Annotated in this window: 14 protein-coding genes; 6 read left to right on the forward strand and 8 right to left on the reverse strand. The window is 56.4% G+C overall.

All coding sequences use genetic code 11. The features are described from left to right. The first annotated feature begins 6 nt into the window (after nucleotides 1–6). Together ABLU96_RS06520 and ABLU96_RS06525 are read left to right on the forward strand one after the other, a co-directional pair. A complete protein-coding gene (locus tag ABLU96_RS06520; RefSeq protein ID WP_049078706.1) occupies nucleotides 7–1,440 on the forward strand; it encodes a glycoside hydrolase family 32 protein in 1,434 nt (477 codons plus the stop codon). A 122-nt stretch (nucleotides 1,441–1,562) separates the two neighbouring features. After that, the gene (locus ABLU96_RS06525; protein ID WP_049078707.1) at nucleotides 1,563–2,909 is read left to right on the forward strand and encodes a carbohydrate porin; all 1,347 of its coding nucleotides are present in this window, start codon (nucleotides 1,563–1,565) and stop codon (nucleotides 2,907–2,909) included. A gap of 110 nt (nucleotides 2,910–3,019) precedes the next feature. On the opposite strand, the gene ABLU96_RS06530 is transcribed toward ABLU96_RS06525, so the two are convergent. The 6 genes from ABLU96_RS06530 to ABLU96_RS06555 all read right to left on the reverse strand — a co-directional run bounded on the left by ABLU96_RS06530 (nucleotide 3,020) and on the right by ABLU96_RS06555 (nucleotide 9,268). Beyond that, nucleotides 3,020–4,147, reverse strand: a complete 1,128-nt coding sequence (locus ABLU96_RS06530) for an oligogalacturonate lyase family protein (protein WP_077267776.1) — start codon at nucleotides 4,145–4,147, stop codon at nucleotides 3,020–3,022. A 70-nt stretch (nucleotides 4,148–4,217) separates the two neighbouring features. Continuing rightward, nucleotides 4,218–5,504, reverse strand: a complete 1,287-nt coding sequence (locus ABLU96_RS06535; protein ID WP_004105307.1) for an ABC transporter substrate-binding protein — start codon at nucleotides 5,502–5,504, stop codon at nucleotides 4,218–4,220. A gap of 16 nt (nucleotides 5,505–5,520) precedes the next feature. After that, nucleotides 5,521–6,648 carry an ABC transporter ATP-binding protein gene (locus ABLU96_RS06540; RefSeq protein WP_014226681.1) on the reverse strand — a complete coding sequence of 376 codons (1,128 nt, stop codon included), beginning with the start codon at nucleotides 6,646–6,648 and terminating at the stop codon, nucleotides 5,521–5,523. A gap of 12 nt (nucleotides 6,649–6,660) precedes the next feature. Further along, on the reverse strand, nucleotides 6,661–7,563 hold the full coding sequence (locus tag ABLU96_RS06545; RefSeq protein WP_014226680.1) for a carbohydrate ABC transporter permease: 903 nt from the start codon (nucleotides 7,561–7,563) through the stop codon (nucleotides 6,661–6,663). After that, the gene (locus ABLU96_RS06550) at nucleotides 7,556–8,446 is read right to left on the reverse strand and encodes a sugar ABC transporter permease (protein ID WP_014226679.1); all 891 of its coding nucleotides are present in this window, start codon (nucleotides 8,444–8,446) and stop codon (nucleotides 7,556–7,558) included. The genes ABLU96_RS06545 and ABLU96_RS06550 overlap by 8 nt, the downstream gene beginning before the upstream one ends. 495 nt (nucleotides 8,447–8,941) lie before the next feature. Then, on the reverse strand, nucleotides 8,942–9,268 hold the full coding sequence (locus tag ABLU96_RS06555; protein ID WP_004853896.1) for a cupin domain-containing protein: 327 nt from the start codon (nucleotides 9,266–9,268) through the stop codon (nucleotides 8,942–8,944). A 136-nt stretch (nucleotides 9,269–9,404) separates the two neighbouring features. Between ABLU96_RS06555 and ABLU96_RS06560 the strand changes: the two genes are divergently transcribed. After that, nucleotides 9,405–10,097 (forward strand): aspartate/glutamate racemase, encoded by a 693-nt coding sequence (locus ABLU96_RS06560; RefSeq protein ID WP_025107407.1) that lies wholly within the window; start codon nucleotides 9,405–9,407, stop codon nucleotides 10,095–10,097. On the opposite strand, the gene ABLU96_RS06565 is transcribed toward ABLU96_RS06560, so the two are convergent. After that, nucleotides 10,084–11,010: a LysR family transcriptional regulator gene (locus tag ABLU96_RS06565; RefSeq protein ID WP_025107408.1), complete on the reverse strand. Its 927-nt coding sequence runs from the start codon at nucleotides 11,008–11,010 to the stop codon at nucleotides 10,084–10,086. The two genes, ABLU96_RS06560 and ABLU96_RS06565, sit on opposite strands and share 14 nt — an antisense overlap. Nucleotides 11,011–11,143: 133 nt before the next feature. Here ABLU96_RS06565 and lysA point away from each other — a divergent pair, with 133 nt between their 5' ends. Then, complete coding sequence (gene lysA / locus ABLU96_RS06570; protein WP_025107409.1) at nucleotides 11,144–12,406, forward strand: diaminopimelate decarboxylase; 1,263 nt, start codon at nucleotides 11,144–11,146, stop codon at nucleotides 12,404–12,406. Between the two features lie 39 nt (nucleotides 12,407–12,445). On the opposite strand, the gene ABLU96_RS06575 is transcribed toward lysA, so the two are convergent. Continuing rightward, nucleotides 12,446–13,447, reverse strand: coding sequence for a LacI family DNA-binding transcriptional regulator (locus ABLU96_RS06575; protein WP_162140818.1), 1,002 nt, complete (start codon nucleotides 13,445–13,447; stop codon nucleotides 12,446–12,448). A gap of 303 nt (nucleotides 13,448–13,750) precedes the next feature. Here ABLU96_RS06575 and ABLU96_RS06580 point away from each other — a divergent pair, with 303 nt between their 5' ends. Both ABLU96_RS06580 and ABLU96_RS06585 read left to right on the forward strand, forming a co-directional pair. Continuing rightward, the gene (locus tag ABLU96_RS06580) at nucleotides 13,751–15,088 is read left to right on the forward strand and encodes a PTS transporter subunit EIIC (RefSeq protein ID WP_014226668.1); all 1,338 of its coding nucleotides are present in this window, start codon (nucleotides 13,751–13,753) and stop codon (nucleotides 15,086–15,088) included. Nucleotides 15,089–15,095: 7 nt separating this feature from the next. Then, nucleotides 15,096–16,523: a glycoside hydrolase family 1 protein gene (locus tag ABLU96_RS06585; protein WP_064404179.1), complete on the forward strand. Its 1,428-nt coding sequence runs from the start codon at nucleotides 15,096–15,098 to the stop codon at nucleotides 16,521–16,523. Nucleotides 16,524–16,525: the final 2 nt, after the last annotated feature.

Here is a 16,525-nt window from a genome sequence, read left to right on the forward strand (position 1 = left end):
ATGAATATGACGTATTCAATTTCCCGGGCTGAGCAAGAACTGCAGGCTAAACATGAACAGCTGAACCTGCGCTGGTATCCGCGCTATCACCTGGCCGCCCGTGCGGGCTGGATCAACGATCCCAATGGCCTGGTCTGGTTTGACGGCTGGTACCACGCGTTTTACCAGCACCATCCGTACTCCACCAAATGGGGGCCGATGCACTGGGGCCACGCGCGCAGTAAAGATCTGGTGCACTGGGAGCATCTGCCGGTGGCGCTGGCCCCGGAAGGCCCGGAGGATAAAGACGGCTGCTTCTCCGGCTCCGCGGTGGTGGATGGCGATACGCTGGCATTGATTTATACCGGGCATAAATTTCATGGCGATCCCAGCGATGAAGCCAACCTGTATCAGGTGCAATGTCTGGCCACCAGCCGCGACGGCATTCACTTCGAGCGCCAGGGGATCGTGGTCGACACCCCGCCGGGCATGCACCATTTCCGCGACCCGAAAGTGTGGCGAGAAGGGGACAGCTGGTACATGATCGTCGGCGCTCGCGATGGCGACACCGGCCAGGTGCGGCTGTATCGTTCAGCCGATCTGCGCCAGTGGCAGGATGCTGGCGTCCTCGATGAGGCGGAAAAAGAGATGGGCTACATGTGGGAATGCCCGGATTTCTTCGCCCTCAACGGCAAGCATATTCTGATGTTCTCTCCGCAGGGGCTGGCGGCTAAAGGCTATCAAAACCGCAACCTGTTCCAGAGCGGCTATCTGCTCGGTGAATGGCGGCCGGGGCAGGCGTTTGTGCGTGAGGGCGAGTTTGTGGAAATGGATCACGGCCACGACTTTTATGCCCCGCAAAGCTTCCTCACTCCCGACGGCCGCCGCATTGTCATCGGCTGGCTGGATATGTGGGAGTCGCCGCTGCCGGAGCAGCAGGACGGCTGGGCAGGCATGCTGTCGCTGCCGCGTGAACTGAGCCTGAGCGCGGATAATCGACTGCAGATGCGTCCGGCGAAAGAGGTCGAGAGCATGCGCGGCGCCAGCTTCCCGTGGCCGGTGACGACCCTGAAAAACCAGCAGACCACGATGGTGGAGAACTGCGAAGCGATGGAGGTGATCCTGCACTGGGATGGCCTGAACAGCAGCGCCGAGCAGTATGGCCTCAGCTTCGGCGAAGGTCTGCGCGTTTACGTGGATGCGCAGATGCAGCGCCTGGTGCTCGAGCGGCACTATCCGCAGTATGGCCTGTGCGGCACCCGCAGCGTCCCGTTGAACGAAAGCGCCGATCTGCAGCTAAGGATATTCTTCGATAGCTCTTCCGTCGAAGTGTTTGTTAATGATGGCGAGGCCTGTCTTAGCAGTCGTATATATCCGGATGCCGATCGTCGCGAATTGGCTTTATTTGCCTGGAGCGGTTCGGCTTATTTAACCGAAGCCGGCGCCTGGCAGCTGGAATAAGTTTTACTGAATAGTTGTTAATAACCCGTCTTCGACGATGGGCGGGTTATTATTGTCACTGTCGTCGAGCTTTACCCATAAATAAAAAATACTATTTAACTAAATAATAAAGGGTTATTCCGATGAATAAAATCTGGGTCGGGTGTGTTCTGACGTCTTTATTTACCCCTCTGGCTAATGCTCAGGCGCCGTTATCCCTTGAGGAGCGGCTGGCGCAAATGGAACAACGGCTAAAGGCGACAGAGCAGCGGGCGGCCAGCGCGGAGGCGGAAATCCGCGCGCTAAAAAAACAGGAGGCACAAGCGACGACGGTGGCCAGCGCCGCACCGGCTAAACCCGCTTTACAACTTAATGATTATGGTGAATTAAAATTCTATGGCGACGTTGAGTTTAATATGGACGGCGCCAGCCGCACCGGTAGCCTGACGTCGGTGAAAACCAGCGCCAATAAAAACTGGGCGCCGGGAGATAAAGAGCGCTGGGATATTAACGGCCGTATTCTTCTGGGCTTTGATGGATTACGCAAAGGGGCTAACGGTAAATATGCCGGATTCAGCGTGCAGCCGCTGGCGGATATGAACGGTAAAATGAATCTTGATGATGCAGCCTTTTTCTTCGGTCAGCAGGACGACTGGAAAATTAAAATCGGTCGCTTCGAAGCCTACGATATGTTCCCGCTTAATCAGGATACGTTTGTTGAATATTCCGGCAACACGGCGAACGATCTGTATAGCGACGGCTACGGCTATATTTATATGATGAAAGAGGGGCGCGGACGCAGCAGCAGCGGCGGCAACTTCCTGCTGAGTAAAAATCTCGATAACTGGTATTTTGAGGTGAATACGCTGGTGGAGGACGGCAGCTCGCTGTTCGTGGACCAGAATTATCACGGCAACGCGCTGGATAACCGTAAAAATGTGGTTTACGTGCGTCCGGTCGCGGCCTGGCAATCCGGCGCCTGGTCGGTGGCGGCGGCGATGGAGAGTAACCTCGTTAATAATGCTTACGGTTATGAGAATCAGAATGGACGTTGGGTCGATCAGTCCAGCCGCACCGGCTACGGCATGACGATGAGCTGGAACACGCTGAAAACCGATGCCGAGGACGGGGCGGTGGTGAACTTAAGCACCGCGTATCTGGACGCGGCGGACGAAAAGGATTTCAGCGCCGGTATCAATGCGTTATGGCATCGCGTGGAGCTGGGCTATATCTATGCGCATAACAAAATCGACCAGTTTAATATGTCCGGCGTCAACGCGGAGTGCGATAGCGACTGCGCGATTCTGGCTCCGGGGCGCTACGACATTCACACCATTCATACCTCATGGCATCTGCCGAATATTATGGATATGCCGAACTTTAATATTTATCTCGGAGCCTATGCGTCATGGCTCGATTCATCGGCAGCGAAAAGCGGCAATACCGATGAACGCTACGGCGCGCGGGTGCGGTTTAAATATTTCTTCTGACGGTCTTCCCGGGTCGCGGCGTAAACGCCTTACCCGGGCTACTGGATCGCAGACGGCTGTGAACATGTAGCCCGGCTAAGCACCGCGCGAGCCGGGACGTTGCCGAATCACTACACCTCCGCCAGATACAGCGCCGGCATACCCTCTTTATCGGAGGTAAACAGCACCCAGCGGTTATCCGGTGAAAATGACGGATGCGGATGCGTCGCCTGGCGCTCGCCTTCAATCACTTTCCAGGTGGAGTCGTGGCGGCACACCGCAGTCTGCTTATCGGCGGCAATATCAAACACCCAGATAAACGGATCGTTAAGCTGTATATCGCTGGTGCTGTGCGGCGCGCCGTCGCCGACTACCAGGGTGCCATCGTGATTGCTCATCAGATGTGAGCAGGGAGGAATGGCCATCAGCTGGCGATTTTCCAGCGTTGCCGGGTCGGCGCGATACAGATAGCGGTGCGGATCGTTTTCCTGATGCGCGACATAGTAAAGCGCGGATCCATCCGGCACCCAGAATTCGTGGGTAAAGCTCTCTCCCGACCGGTGCTGGCGAACCTTGCGCATATGGCTGCCGTCAGCGTTGATAAGCCACATTCGGGCATCGATAGCATCGCGCGGGCCTTCGTGGCAGAAGGCGATGGTGCCGTCATCAAACGGGCGGTAAATCGGGTGGCCGAGCCAGCGTTTTTCCTGCAATACCACGCGCTGCTCGCCGCTGCGCAGGTCGATATTAATCAGCCGGCACTCTGGCTCGGTGAAGTAGAATGCGCGGAACTTGCCCCAGTCGGTCAGCGGCTGCCAGTCGCTTTTTTTGATTTCGATACCCACCATCTGGCTGCAATCGCTATTGGCGACCCAGGTCCCGTAGGCCACCCATTGGTCATCCACCTGATACACCACCTGCTCCTCCAGCGAGGCCAGATCCACGCGGCGCAGCTGCTGGTTGTTTTTCACGTACCACAGCGACCGGTCGTCGGCGGAAAGGAAACCGCCAAAGGTGTTATCGCCCGGCCCGTCGGTGAGCTGGGTGGCCTGTTGGCCAGCGATATCGAGTAAATAGTAGTTCCAGTGGCCTTCAAACGCGCCGCCGAAAATCAGCTTGCTGCCGTCCCGGGTAAAGCATTTTTGATAGAAGTAGTTGCGGTGGCAGATAACATGCGGTGGCGTCATCCGGATCACCTGGTGACCGGTTTCGCTGTCCTGCGTATGCAGAAAGCTCAGCGGGATGATTTTGCCTTTCATGATTCATTCACTCCTTGCTAAAAAAATACCCCGCAGCCGGAGCTGCGGGGTAGGGACCGATAACGGGTTGTTAGCGCATCGCGCGGCGCAGGATGCGGTCAGACTGACGCTGGAAGTCAATTGCCGTCTCTTCTACGGTTTTCTGCCCGTAGTCGATGTACTGCAGAGAGGTGCCAAACTGGGCGACGATCTGCGGGTCATCAAAGTATGGCGACACCGAGAGTTTGGCCGGTAGGGACTGCGCCAGGCGCAGACCTGATACCGCCGGATCGTCCTCTTTGATCGCGCCGTTTTCGGTCAGGTATTGCACCGCGACTTTGCTCAGCGGCACGCCGCGCTCAAGTCCCAGCGTCTCAACGCCTTCTTTGCTGTTCAGCAGGAAGTTGATCACCTTCGCCGCCGCTTCCGGATTTTTGGTGGATTTACCAATGGAGAGCATCTGCGCAGGTTTAAAGAACAGACCCGCGTCGGTAGCGCCCGGCAGCATCGGATAGCTGCCCAGCTCCAGCTTCGCCGGCGGCTTCAGGTTGTCGGAGTATTTGTTAATGGTGGAGTTCCACATATAGGTCCCCGCCCACTCGCCCTGAATCCACGGCTTCATTTCATACATATTGCTCTTACCGAACGAGGCATAGTACTTGGTGTCCGGCATGACGTGGCTGTCGATAAGCTTTTTATACATCTGGAAGAATTCGACCCACTGCTCTTTGCTGTAGGAGAATTTTTTGGTTTTTTCATCGATAGCCGGCTGGTTGTACTTCTGAATCATATATGAATTGAGCAGCGCCAGGGTGTCCTGGTGCTCCAGCACCACCGGGTAATACTGTTTACCCAGCTTGCTCTCAAAGGTTTTACCCGCCGCCATCAGTTCGTCCCAGGTTTTCGGGTACTCAACGCCGGCTTTTTTCCAGGTCTCGTCGTTGAAGTAGAACACGCGCGCGGTGACGGAAATGGGGATACCGTTAAGCTTGCCGTCCACCGTGGTGGTTTGCAGCTCTTTGGCATCAAACTGGCTCAGGTCGATTACGTCCTTCATCTTGTTGAGGTCGTAGAAGCCTTCGCCGTTTTTCGAGAAGATCGGCAGCCAGTTCCAGTTAGTTTGCATCACGTCCGGCTCGGTGCCGCCGGCGATTTGCGTGGTCAGGCGCGAAAGGTGGCCATCCCAGCCGGTATATTCCGCTTTAACGTTGATATCCGGGTTTTGTTTATGAAACTCTTCCAGCGCCTTCAGGGTCACCTGGTGACGGCCGTTGCCGCCCCACCATGACATACGCAGGTCGACATCCTTCGCCATGGAAGGTAATGCGGTAAGGCCCAAAGTTGCGGAGATTGCGGCGCTTAAAAGCACTTTTTTCATTTTAATACTCCAGGGTTCACAGAGAGATGTTCTGTTCAGTTTTGGCGTCAAAGATATGACACTTGTTGAGATCGAACTTGAAATGCACCGTGCGATGAAGCCCTTTCTCAATCATTGGCTTCGCTTCATCGGACGGCACGCGGGCGGTCAGTTCATAATCGGCAACCTTCAGGTAGACGAAGAATTCATGGCCCATGTTTTCCACCCGCACCATTTCACCGGCGCAGGAGCCTTCAGCAAACGGTTCATCGGAGATGGAGACGAACTCCGGGCGGACGCCAAAGAACACCTGCTGGTTCTTATGGGTCTCGACCTTACTCTGCAATCTGTCGTTTAGCGGCAGCAGCCCGTCGCCAACGGTCAGATGCAGGCGACCCGCTTGCTCAACCAGCTTGCTGGGACGAATATTCATCTCCGGCGCGCCGATAAACCCGGCCACAAACATGTTTTTCGGCTTGTGATAGAGGTTGTCCGGGGTATCCACCTGCATGATATGGCCCAGCTTCATCACGCAAATGCGGTCGCCCATGGTCATCGCTTCGGTCTGATCGTGGGTAACGTACACGGTGGTCGCCGGTTTACCGGATTTCTTCAGCTGCTTATGCAGGTCGGAAATACGGATGCGCATCGAGGCGCGCAGCTTGGCGTCAAGGTTAGAGAGCGGTTCATCGAACAGGAATACATCCGGTTTCTTCACAATCGCGCGGCCAACCGCCACGCGCTGTGCCTGGCCGCCGGAGAGCTGGCGCGGCAGACGATCCAGCAGCTCTTCCAGCTCAAGGATTTTCGCCGCTTCGTTAACCTGGGCCTCAATCTGGTCTTTTGGCAGCTTGCTCAGCTTCAGGCCGAAGGCAAGGTTTTCGCGCACCGTCATATGCGGATAGAGCGCGTAGTTCTGGAAGACCATCGCGATACCGCGCGCTTTTGGCGCGAGGTTATTCACGATTTTTTCGCCAATCCGCACTTCGCCGCCGCTGATGGTTTCCAGACCGGCCAGCATGCGCAGGGTAGTGGATTTGGCGCAGCCGGACGGCCCAACGATAACCATAAACTCGCCGTCCGCGATTTTCAGATCGATACCATGTACCGCCTTGAAGCCGTTGGAGTAGACCTTTTCCAGTTTGTTGAAAATAACTTCAGCCATGATATTTCCCTCTTAACCTTTAATTCCGCTGCTGGTAACGCCCTGTACGAAGTAGCGTTGTGCCAGGAAGAACACGATGATGGACGGCAGAATGGAGATGCTCGCCATTGCCAGAATTTCGTTCCACGGAGCGCCTTCCGTGACGTCGATGGACATTTTCAGCGCCAGCGCGATGGGGTATTTATCCACGCTGTAGACGTAAATCAGCGGACCGATAAAGTCGTTCATGGACCACATGAACTGGAACAGCGCCACCGAGATAATCGCCGGTTTCAGAATCGGCACCACCACGTACCACAGCACCTGAATAGAGTTGCAGCCGTCAATCTGCGCCGCTTCTTCCATGTCGCGCGGAACGCCGCGCAGGAACTGAATCAGCATGAAGACAAAGAACCCCTGAGTGGCAAAGGCCAGCGGCAGGTACAACGGCAGATAGCTGTTCAGCATGCCCATTTCACGGAACATCAGATACTGCGGGATCAGCAGTACGGTGCTCGGCAGGAGCATGGTGGTGATCAGCGTGGCGAACCAGAATTTCTTCCACGGGATCTCGAAGCGGGCAAAGCCGTAGGCCACGATGGTGGAGGAGATAATGGTCAGCAGCACCTTCGGGATCACATACTTGAAGGTGTTCAGCATGTAGTGGCCGAAGTTGTACTCGGTGCCGGTTTTCCAGCCGTTGATAAAGCCATCCCATGTCGCGTGGGCAGGCCACAGGCTCAGGGTGGTGAAGATCTCGTGGTTTGGTTTGAACGACGCCGAGAACATCCATACCAGCGGGTAGAGCATCAGCAGGCCGACGAACAGCAGTATCACGTAGCGAATTGAGCGGCTGACTTTTTCACGACGCAGCGTCCGCGCGACTTCACGTTCGGCGATGTCCCTTGCTTCAGAGATTTGTTGGATATCAGCCATTTTTGCCTCCCTTATCGGCGGAGTAGAACACCCAATATTTTGAAGACTTAAACGCAATGGCGGCAAAGACCGCGACCACCAGGAACAGTACCCACGCCAGCGCCGCGCCGTAGCCCATATCGAAGTACTTAAAGGCGGTGTCGTAGATATAGAGCGAGAACAGATAGGTGGAGTAGGTTGGGCCGCCGCCGGTGATGACGTACGGGCCGGTAAACTCCTGGAACGCCTGAGTGGTCTGCATGATGAAGTTGAAGAAAATCACCGGCGTGATCAGCGGCACCGTGACCTTCATAAACATTTGCCATTTTGACGCGCCATCGATCATCGCCGCTTCATATTGTGATTGCGGAACGTTCTGCAGCGCCGCAAGGAAGATGACCATCGCCGAACCGAACTGCCAGACGCGCAGCAGGGTGACGGACATCAGGGCCAGCGAGGGCTCGCCGAGCCAGTTGACCGGGTCAAAGCCAAGTACGCCGATAAAGCTGTTCAGCAGGCCGTCGATAGCAAACAGCGCGCGCCACAGAACGGCGATCGCCACCGAGCTACCGAGAATGGACGGGATATAGTAGGCGGTACGGAAAAAACCGATGCCGCGCAGCTTAAAGTTGAGGACAAAAGCGATCCCCAGCGCGAAAGCCAGCTTTAACGGGATGGTTAAAAAGACATACGCAAACGTCACGCCCATTGATTTCCAGAAGAGGCCATCTTCGGTCAGCATGTAGCGATAGTTTTCGATGCCGTTAAACACCGGTGGACTCATCAAATCGTACTCAGTGAAACTGAGGAAGAAAGATGAAACAAAGGGAAAGGCGGTAAAGACTATCAACCCTATGATATAGGGGGATATCCATGCCAATCCCAGCATTCTGTTTTCATTCATACATACCTACCTGGCTTACGAGTTTGTAATACGGATTCGGGGTTACTGTCTTTCCCGCGGCCCGTGCCGCCGGAAAGTTAATGCGTTCCTGGTATGTCAGCGGTGAATCATTCCTTGTTAACGGTGCGTGTGTTGAGCGCTTTTGCGCGCTTGTCGTCCCTGGAGAACATCTGTTTTTTGATTTTGTCTTACCCGGCGTCCTGATTTTGTAAAACGCCGTTTTAATTTTATTTTATTGCTATTTATTACGGAGTCATTCGGTTGATCGCGGAAATGTGATCAAAGTCGAAACGATGTTTCAAAAAGGTGCTGGCGCGCGCATTTTGCAGGAGGAAAGGTCATAAAAAAGGATGAGCGGCAGGCGCAGTGAGGCTATTCAGGCGGGATTAATTGCTCTGCTAATCATTATGCCTGGACATACTTTATGACAATTATTATTAGCGGAAAAGTTCAGAAAATGGTGGGCACGCCCGGCATGCCCTGGGGCAGGAGAAATTACTTTTGCAGAAAATCCTGACGAACGGGAGTAAAGGTATCAAGAAGCGTGCCCGGCTTCAGGCAGACGCAGCCGTGCATAATTTCCGGCTTCTTATAGAGCGTATCGCCGGCGCTGACCACGTGCTTTTCATCACCGATGGTGAACTCAAACTCGCCGGAGAGCACATAGGTGAGCTGCTCGTGCGGGTGATTATGCATCGGCCCGATAGCGCCCGCTTCGAAGTTCACTTCAACCGCCATCATCTTGCCATCGTGCGCAAGGATGCGGCGGGTGACGCCATTGCCCAGATCTTCAAGGGTGGTCTCTTTATGAAAAATAAACATCCGCTGGTCCTGTAATTAAATGAAACAATGTTTCATTTAATCTATCGCATAATCTTCTAAAAGGAAACGATCGTCGGGAGAAGTGGAAAGTCGATCACAACTTTGTTTTACTGAAAACCTCACACAAGGAGGGATGATGAAAACGATTGGTCTGTTAGGCGGCATGAGCTGGGAATCGACGATTCCTTACTACCGGCTGATTAACGAAGGTATTAAAGCGCGCCTCGGCGGCCTGCACTCCGCCAGCCTGCTGCTGCACAGCGTGGATTTCCACGAAATTGAAGCCTGCCAGTCAAGCGGCGACTGGCAGCGCGCGGGCGAGATCCTCGCCCAGGCGGCGGCCGGCCTGCAGCAGGCGGGCGCAGAGGGGATTGTCCTGTGTACCAACACTATGCATAAAGTCGCGCAGGCGATTGAAACGCGCTGCGATGTGCCGTTTTTGCATATTGCCGACGCGACCGGACGGGCGATTACCGCGAAAGGGCAGAACCGCGTTGCGCTATTAGGGACCCGCTATACCATGGAGCAGGATTTTTATCGCGGGCGCCTGCAGCAGCAGTTCGCTATCGACACGCTGATCCCGGAGGCTGAAGATCGTGAGCGGATTAACCAGATCATTTTTGATGAACTGTGCCTCGGCGTCTTTAGCGAGCATTCACGCGACTACTATCTTCAGGTCATCGAGCTCCTGGCGGAGCAGGGGGCGGAAGGGGTGATTTTCGGCTGTACCGAAATCGGCCTGCTGGTGCCGGAAGAGAGCAGCCCGCTGCCGGTGTTTGATACGGCCGCGATTCACGCGGCGGACGCGGTGGAGTTTATGCTGTCGTGAGTACCGCTTCGAGCGGCGTCAGGATACGCGACATGCTGTTTTGCAAATGCAGGGCGAAGGCATCGACCAGCGCGGAGCCGGGGCGGTGCAGCGGGCGCACCAGGCTAACGGTAAAAGGCACTTCAACGCTAAAGCGGCGTACCACCACGCCGTTCCCGGCATAATCGAGGGCGGTGAGCGGGTTAACCACCGAAATGCCGACCCCGGCTCTTACCATCGCGCAGATGGAGGCGGCGCTGTGCGTCTCCACCACCATCCGCCGTTTGACCTGATGTTCGACAAACAGGGCATCGAGCAGCTGGCGATAGCTATCGGTGCGCGACAGGCTAATGTAGTTTTCGCCGTGAAAATCCGCAGGCGTCAGCATCGGCTTAGCCGCTAACGGATGGCCCTGCGGCAGTACGCACACTTCATTCAGGGTCAGCAGCGGCGTACGCTCGGTTCCGGCGGGGGTATGCAGGGTTTCCGTCAATCCCAGATCGTGGCGCTGGGCCGACAACCACTCCTCCAGCAGCGGTGATTCCTGGGGGACAATTTGCAGGCTGACGTCCGGGTAGCGCGCTAAAAACGGCGCCAGCAGCAGCGGCAATAGCGATTGGGAGAAGACCGGCAGACAGGCTATCGACAGCTCGCCCTGGCGGAACTCGCGCAGGCTTTCTGCGGCGCTGACGATTCTGTCCAGACCGTACCAGGATCGCTGCACCTCTTCAAACAGACGTAATCCCTGAACCGTAGGCTGCAGGCGCCCGCGCGTGCGGGAGAATAGCGTCAACCCCAGCACCTTTTCAAAACGCGCCAGCTCGCGGCTGACGGTGGGCTGCGAGGTATGCAGCATGCGTGCGGCCTCGGTCAGATTGCCGGTGGTCATCACCGCATGAAAGATTTCAATATGACGCAGGTTGACGGCGGGCATGGGGGTTCCTTAAGTGGCGCAAGCCATATCATTTTTGCATAGAGTGGCAATAAAACGATATTTTTTATTGCGTACGCGCTGTGGCGTAATCGTAAAAAACAGAAATAACGCACACACAGCACCGGAGTTCCTTATGCCACACTCGCTTTACGCTACCGATACCGACCTGAGCGCAGAAAACCTGCTGCGTCTGCCCGCCGAATTCGGTTGCCCGGTTTGGGTTTACGACGCGCAGATTATCCGCCGCCAGATTGCCCAATTGAGCCAGTTCGACGTGGTGCGTTTTGCGCAGAAGGCCTGCTCCAATATCCACATTCTGCGCCTGATGCGCGAGCAGGGCGTGAAGGTGGATTCGGTGTCGCTGGGCGAGATCGAGCGCGCGCTGGCGGCCGGGTACGATCCGCATCAGCATCCGGAAGATATCGTCTTTACCGCCGATCTGATCGACGATGCAACCCTGGCGCGGGTTAAAGAGCTGCAGATCCCGGTCAACGCCGGCTCAATTGATATGCTGAGCCAGCTGGGCGAAGTCTCTCCGGGCCACCGCGTCTGGCTGCGCGTTAACCCGGGCTTCGGCCACGGCCACAGCCAAAAAACCAATACCGGCGGCGAGAACAGCAAGCACGGGATCTGGCACAGCCATTTAACGGCGGCGCTGGAAGTGATGCGTCGCTATCAGCTCCAGCTGGTGGGGATTCACATGCATATCGGTTCTGGGGTCGACTATGGTCACCTGGAACAGGTCTGCGGCGCGATGGTGCGTCAGGTTGTTGAATTCGGGCAGGATCTGCAGGCGATCTCCGCCGGCGGCGGACTGTCGATCCCGTATCACGAAGATGAGGAGGCGATCGATACCGATCACTACTTCGGCCTGTGGAACGCGGCGCGCGAGCAGATCGCTAAACATCTGGGCCATCCGGTCGCGCTTGAGATCGAACCGGGTCGCTTCCTGGTGGCGGAGTCCGGCGTGCTGGTTTCTCAGGTTCGCAGCGTGAAGGAGATGGGCAGCCGCCACTTCGTGCTGATTGACGCCGGTTTTAATGATTTGATGCGCCCGGCGATGTACGGCAGCTATCACCATATTACCGCTCTCGCCGCGGACGGCCGCGATCTGCGCGCCGCGGCGGAGGTTGAAACCGTAGTGGCCGGGCCGCTGTGCGAATCGGGCGATGTATTTACCCAGCAGGAGGGGGGGAAAGTGGAAACCCGCCTGCTGCCTGCGGTGGCGCCGGGGGATTATCTGGTGCTGCACGATACCGGCGCTTACGGCGCGTCGATGTCTTCTAACTACAACAGCCGTCCGCTGCTGCCGGAAGTGCTGTTCGACAACGGCAAAGCGCGGCTGATCCGTCGTCGCCAGACCATTGAAGAGCTGTTGTCGCTCGAGCAGCTGTAAGGTGGTGCCCGATGGCGCTTCGCTTATCGGGCCCGCTAATTATGCGTAATACGGCCCGGTGGTGACCGACTCGCGCAGCACCAGCTTGCCGGTAAACGGCGGTATGGTCTCGATCGGCTGGCCGTTGGCCAGTTTGATGGCCTGATCGATAGCGGTGGTGATCATGTTATCGATCGGCAGATAGACCGTCGACAGCCCCGGCTCCAGCCATTTCGCGCTCGGCGCGTCATCAAAACCAAACAGCGAAATATCCTGCGGGATCCGCAGCCCTGCCTGATGCAGCGCTTTCGACGCGCCCAGCGCCATATCATCGTTACAGGAAAACAGCGCGCTAAACGGCGTTTTCTCTTCCAGCAGCTCGCAGCAGAGTTCATAGCCGCGGCTCATGGTGGAGTCGCCGTATTTCACCTTCGCCGGATCCCACTTGATGCCGTGCTTCTTCAGCGCGTTGCGATAGCCTTCCAGGCGAGCTTTACCCGTCGGCGTGTGCATCGGCACGGTCAAACAGGCAATATCGCGATGGCCCTGGGCAATGAGGTACTCAACCGCCTGAAACGCCGCGTCCTGCTGTTCGAAGAACACGCAGCGCTCCCGGGCCTGGCTAACGTCGCGGTTGATCACCACCAGCGGCATGGCGATAGACTCAATAAGCGACATAATCTTCTTTTCGCTCATATGGCGCGTGTAGAGCACGATGGCATCGCACTGGCGATCGGCCAGCATCTGCACTGCCTCTTCTTCACGCTCCGGCGCATCGTGGCCGTCGGTGACGATCAGCTGTTTGCCCCAGGCTTCCGTCTGGCGAGAAGCCTGCTGCAGCAGGCGGCCAAAATAGAAGCCGTCAAAGGTGGAAACCACCAGACCGATGCTGTTGCTCGTGCGGTTCGCCAGCGAGCGGGCGAGAAAGTTAGGCCGGTAGCCCAGCTCTTCCATCGCCTTAAAAACCTGTTGGCGGGTGCTCTCTTTCACCTGACCTGTGCCGTTCAACACGCGGGAAACCGTCGCTTTAGAGACGCCTGCGCGAATTGAGACATCCAGCATTGTAGCCATTCATCCGATTCCTGATATCACGTGGTGAACCGCAGTTTATCACAGACATTCAGGGGGATATGGCTTCATGGCGCGGTAAAAAACCATCGCGATCACGCTTTTACAGGAATTGATCGCAGGGAAAAGAAAATCGCAAATGCGGTATGCCAATTATCGCCTTTCTGGAATGCCAATGAACGGGTTGGGAGCTTAATCACAGAACTTATTCTCCCCAGTGGCTATTTTTTGGTATGCCAATAGGTGTTTGGCTGTACACCTGGTGCGCTAAAAGCCCTTAAACCTGAGGTATCCTCTATGGCATTGCAGGACAAACTGATCGACTCACTGGGGAGTTTCGCCACGAAATTCAACAGCTACCGCTACATCATGGCGATAAAATCCGCTTTTATTACCCTGATGCCGGTGATCATCGTCGGCGCCTTTTCGGTGCTGATCTCCAATATGGTGCTGGATCCGAAAAACGGACTCGCCAGCTTTCAGGCGCTCTCTTTTCTGGCGGCGCTGAAACCCATTACCAGCGCGATCAACTACGCCACCCTTAACTTTCTCAATATTGGCGCGGTCTTTCTTATCGGCATCGAGCTGGGGCGGATTAACGGCATCAAGAGCCTGTTCCCCGGTCTGCTGGCGGTGATCTGCTTTATCTGCGTGACGCCGACCACCGTCGAAATGATGGTCGACGGGCAAATGCATGAAGTGAAAGATGTGCTGCTGCGCCAGTTTTCCGATACCCGTAGCCTGTTCCTCGGTATGTTTATCGCCATTCTGTCGGTGGAGATCTACTGCTGGCTGGAGGGCCGCAAGGGGCTGAAGATCAAGATGCCGGATACCGTACCGCCCAACGTATCGGCGTCGTTCTCCGCCCTCATCCCGGCCATTATCACCACCACGGTGATTGCCACCTTTGGCTTTATTTTCCATCAGGCCACCGGCATGTACCTGTATGACGCGGTCTATCAGGTGGTGCAGCAGCCGCTGGAGCGGGTGGTGCAAAGCCTGCCGGGGATCCTGCTGCTGATGTTTGTCGCGCAGCTGTTCTGGGTTATCGGCATCCACGGCAACCAGATGATCAAACCGATCCGCGAACCGCTGCTGCTGGGAGCCATCACCGTCAATATGAGCGCCTTTGAGCAGGGCAAAGAGGTGCCTAATATCATCACCATGCCGTTCTGGGACGTTTATATGAGCATCGGCGGATCGGGGCTGACGATTGGCCTGCTGATCGCGGTCATGATCGCCACCAAACGCAAAGAGATGAAAGAGATCGCCAAGCTGTCGATTGGGCCGGGTCTGTTCAATATTAACGAACCGGTGATTTTCGGCATGCCGATCATGCTCAATCCGATCCTCGCGATCCCTTTTATCATCACGCCGCTGGTGACCGGCAGCATCGGCTACTTCGCGACCGCCGCCGGCTTTGCCGGTAAAGCGGTGGTGATGGTGCCGTGGACCACCCCGCCGCTGATCAACGCCTGGCTCTCTACGGCGGGTTCGATGGGGGCGGTGGTGACGCAGCTTATCTGCATCCTGACCGCGGTGCTGATCTATCTGCCGTTCGTCAAAATAGCCTCCCGCCGCGCGGAAAACGCTCAGCGCCAGGCGGAGAACGAGCAGGCCAGCCAACAGATATGAGGACACAATGACGACAGTAAAGATGGCGATCCCCCACGACTTTATCCTCGGCGCCGCCGCTTCCGCGTGGCAAACCGAGGGCTGGTGCGGTAAGAAAGCGGGCCAGGATTCCTGGCCGGATCTCTGGTACAAGAACGACCGCCGCGTCTGGCATAACGGCTACGGCCCGGCGGTGGCGACCGATTTTATCAACCGCTTCCGCGAAGACGTGCAGTTGATGAAGCTGGCGGGGCTGACCCACTACCGCACGTCGATTAACTGGTCGCGCTTTCTCACCGATTATGAAAACGTCACGGTCGATGAAGACTATGCGGCTTACTACGACCAGCTCTTCGATGAAGTGCTGGCCAACGGCATCGAGCCGATGATCTGTCTTGAGCACTATGAACTGCCCGGCTATCTGCTGGAGCAGTACGGCGGCTGGGCGTCGAAAAAGGTGGTTGAGCTGTTTGTGCAGTACGCGGAGAAAGTGTTCGCCCGCTATCACCACAAAGTCACGCGCTGGTTCACCTTCAATGAACCGATCGTGGTGCAGACCCGCGTTTATCTGGATGCGCTGCGCTGGCCTTACGAGCAGAACACCGGCACCTGGATGCAGTGGAATCACCACAAGGTGCTGGCGACGGCAAAAGTGGTCCGGCTGTTTCGCGAGAAAGGCTATCGCGGCACGGTAGGCTGCATTCTTAACCCGGAGGTCACCTATCCGCGCTCAAAAGCGCCGCACGATGTACGCGCCGCCGAACGCTACGATCTGTTTTATAACCGGGTTTTCCTCGATCCGCTGGTCCACGGCCTCTACCCGCCTGAGCTACTGGCTCTGCTCGAACAGCACGGGGTCTCCTGGGATTATAACTCGGAGGAGCTGGCGATAATCCGCGACAACACCGTTGATGAGCTGGGGATTAACCTCTACTACCCGCATCGGGTTAAGGCTCCATCGCGCGCCTGGCATCCGCAGACGCCGTTCCATCCGGCTTACTACTATGAGCCCTTTGAGCTACCGGGGCGGCGGATGAACCACTCACGCGGCTGGGAGATTTATCCGCAAATCGTTTTTGATATGGCGATGCGGATCAAGCAGGACTACCGCAATATTCCGTGGTTCGTGGCGGAAAGCGGCATGGGCGTGGAAAACGAAGGGCAGTTTCGCAATGGTGAAGGCACCATCGCCGACGACTACCGGATCCGTTTTATCAGCGAGCATCTGTGGCAAACGCTGCGCGCGCGGGAAGCAGGGGCCAACTGTCACGGCTACATGCTGTGGGCGTTTACCGACAACGTTTCGCCGATGAACGCGTTTAAAAATCGCTACGGGCTGATTGAAATCGATCTGCAAAATAATCGTGCGCGGCGGCCCAAGGCGTCCGCCAGCTGGTTCCGTAAGCTAGGCGAGAGCCGGGAATTGACGCTGGATATTGACGATGAGTGGCGCTAGCC

Source organism: Klebsiella sp. CN_Kp106 (genome assembly GCF_040064575.1).
In the GTDB taxonomy this organism is placed as follows: domain Bacteria; phylum Pseudomonadota; class Gammaproteobacteria; order Enterobacterales; family Enterobacteriaceae; genus Klebsiella; species Klebsiella michiganensis.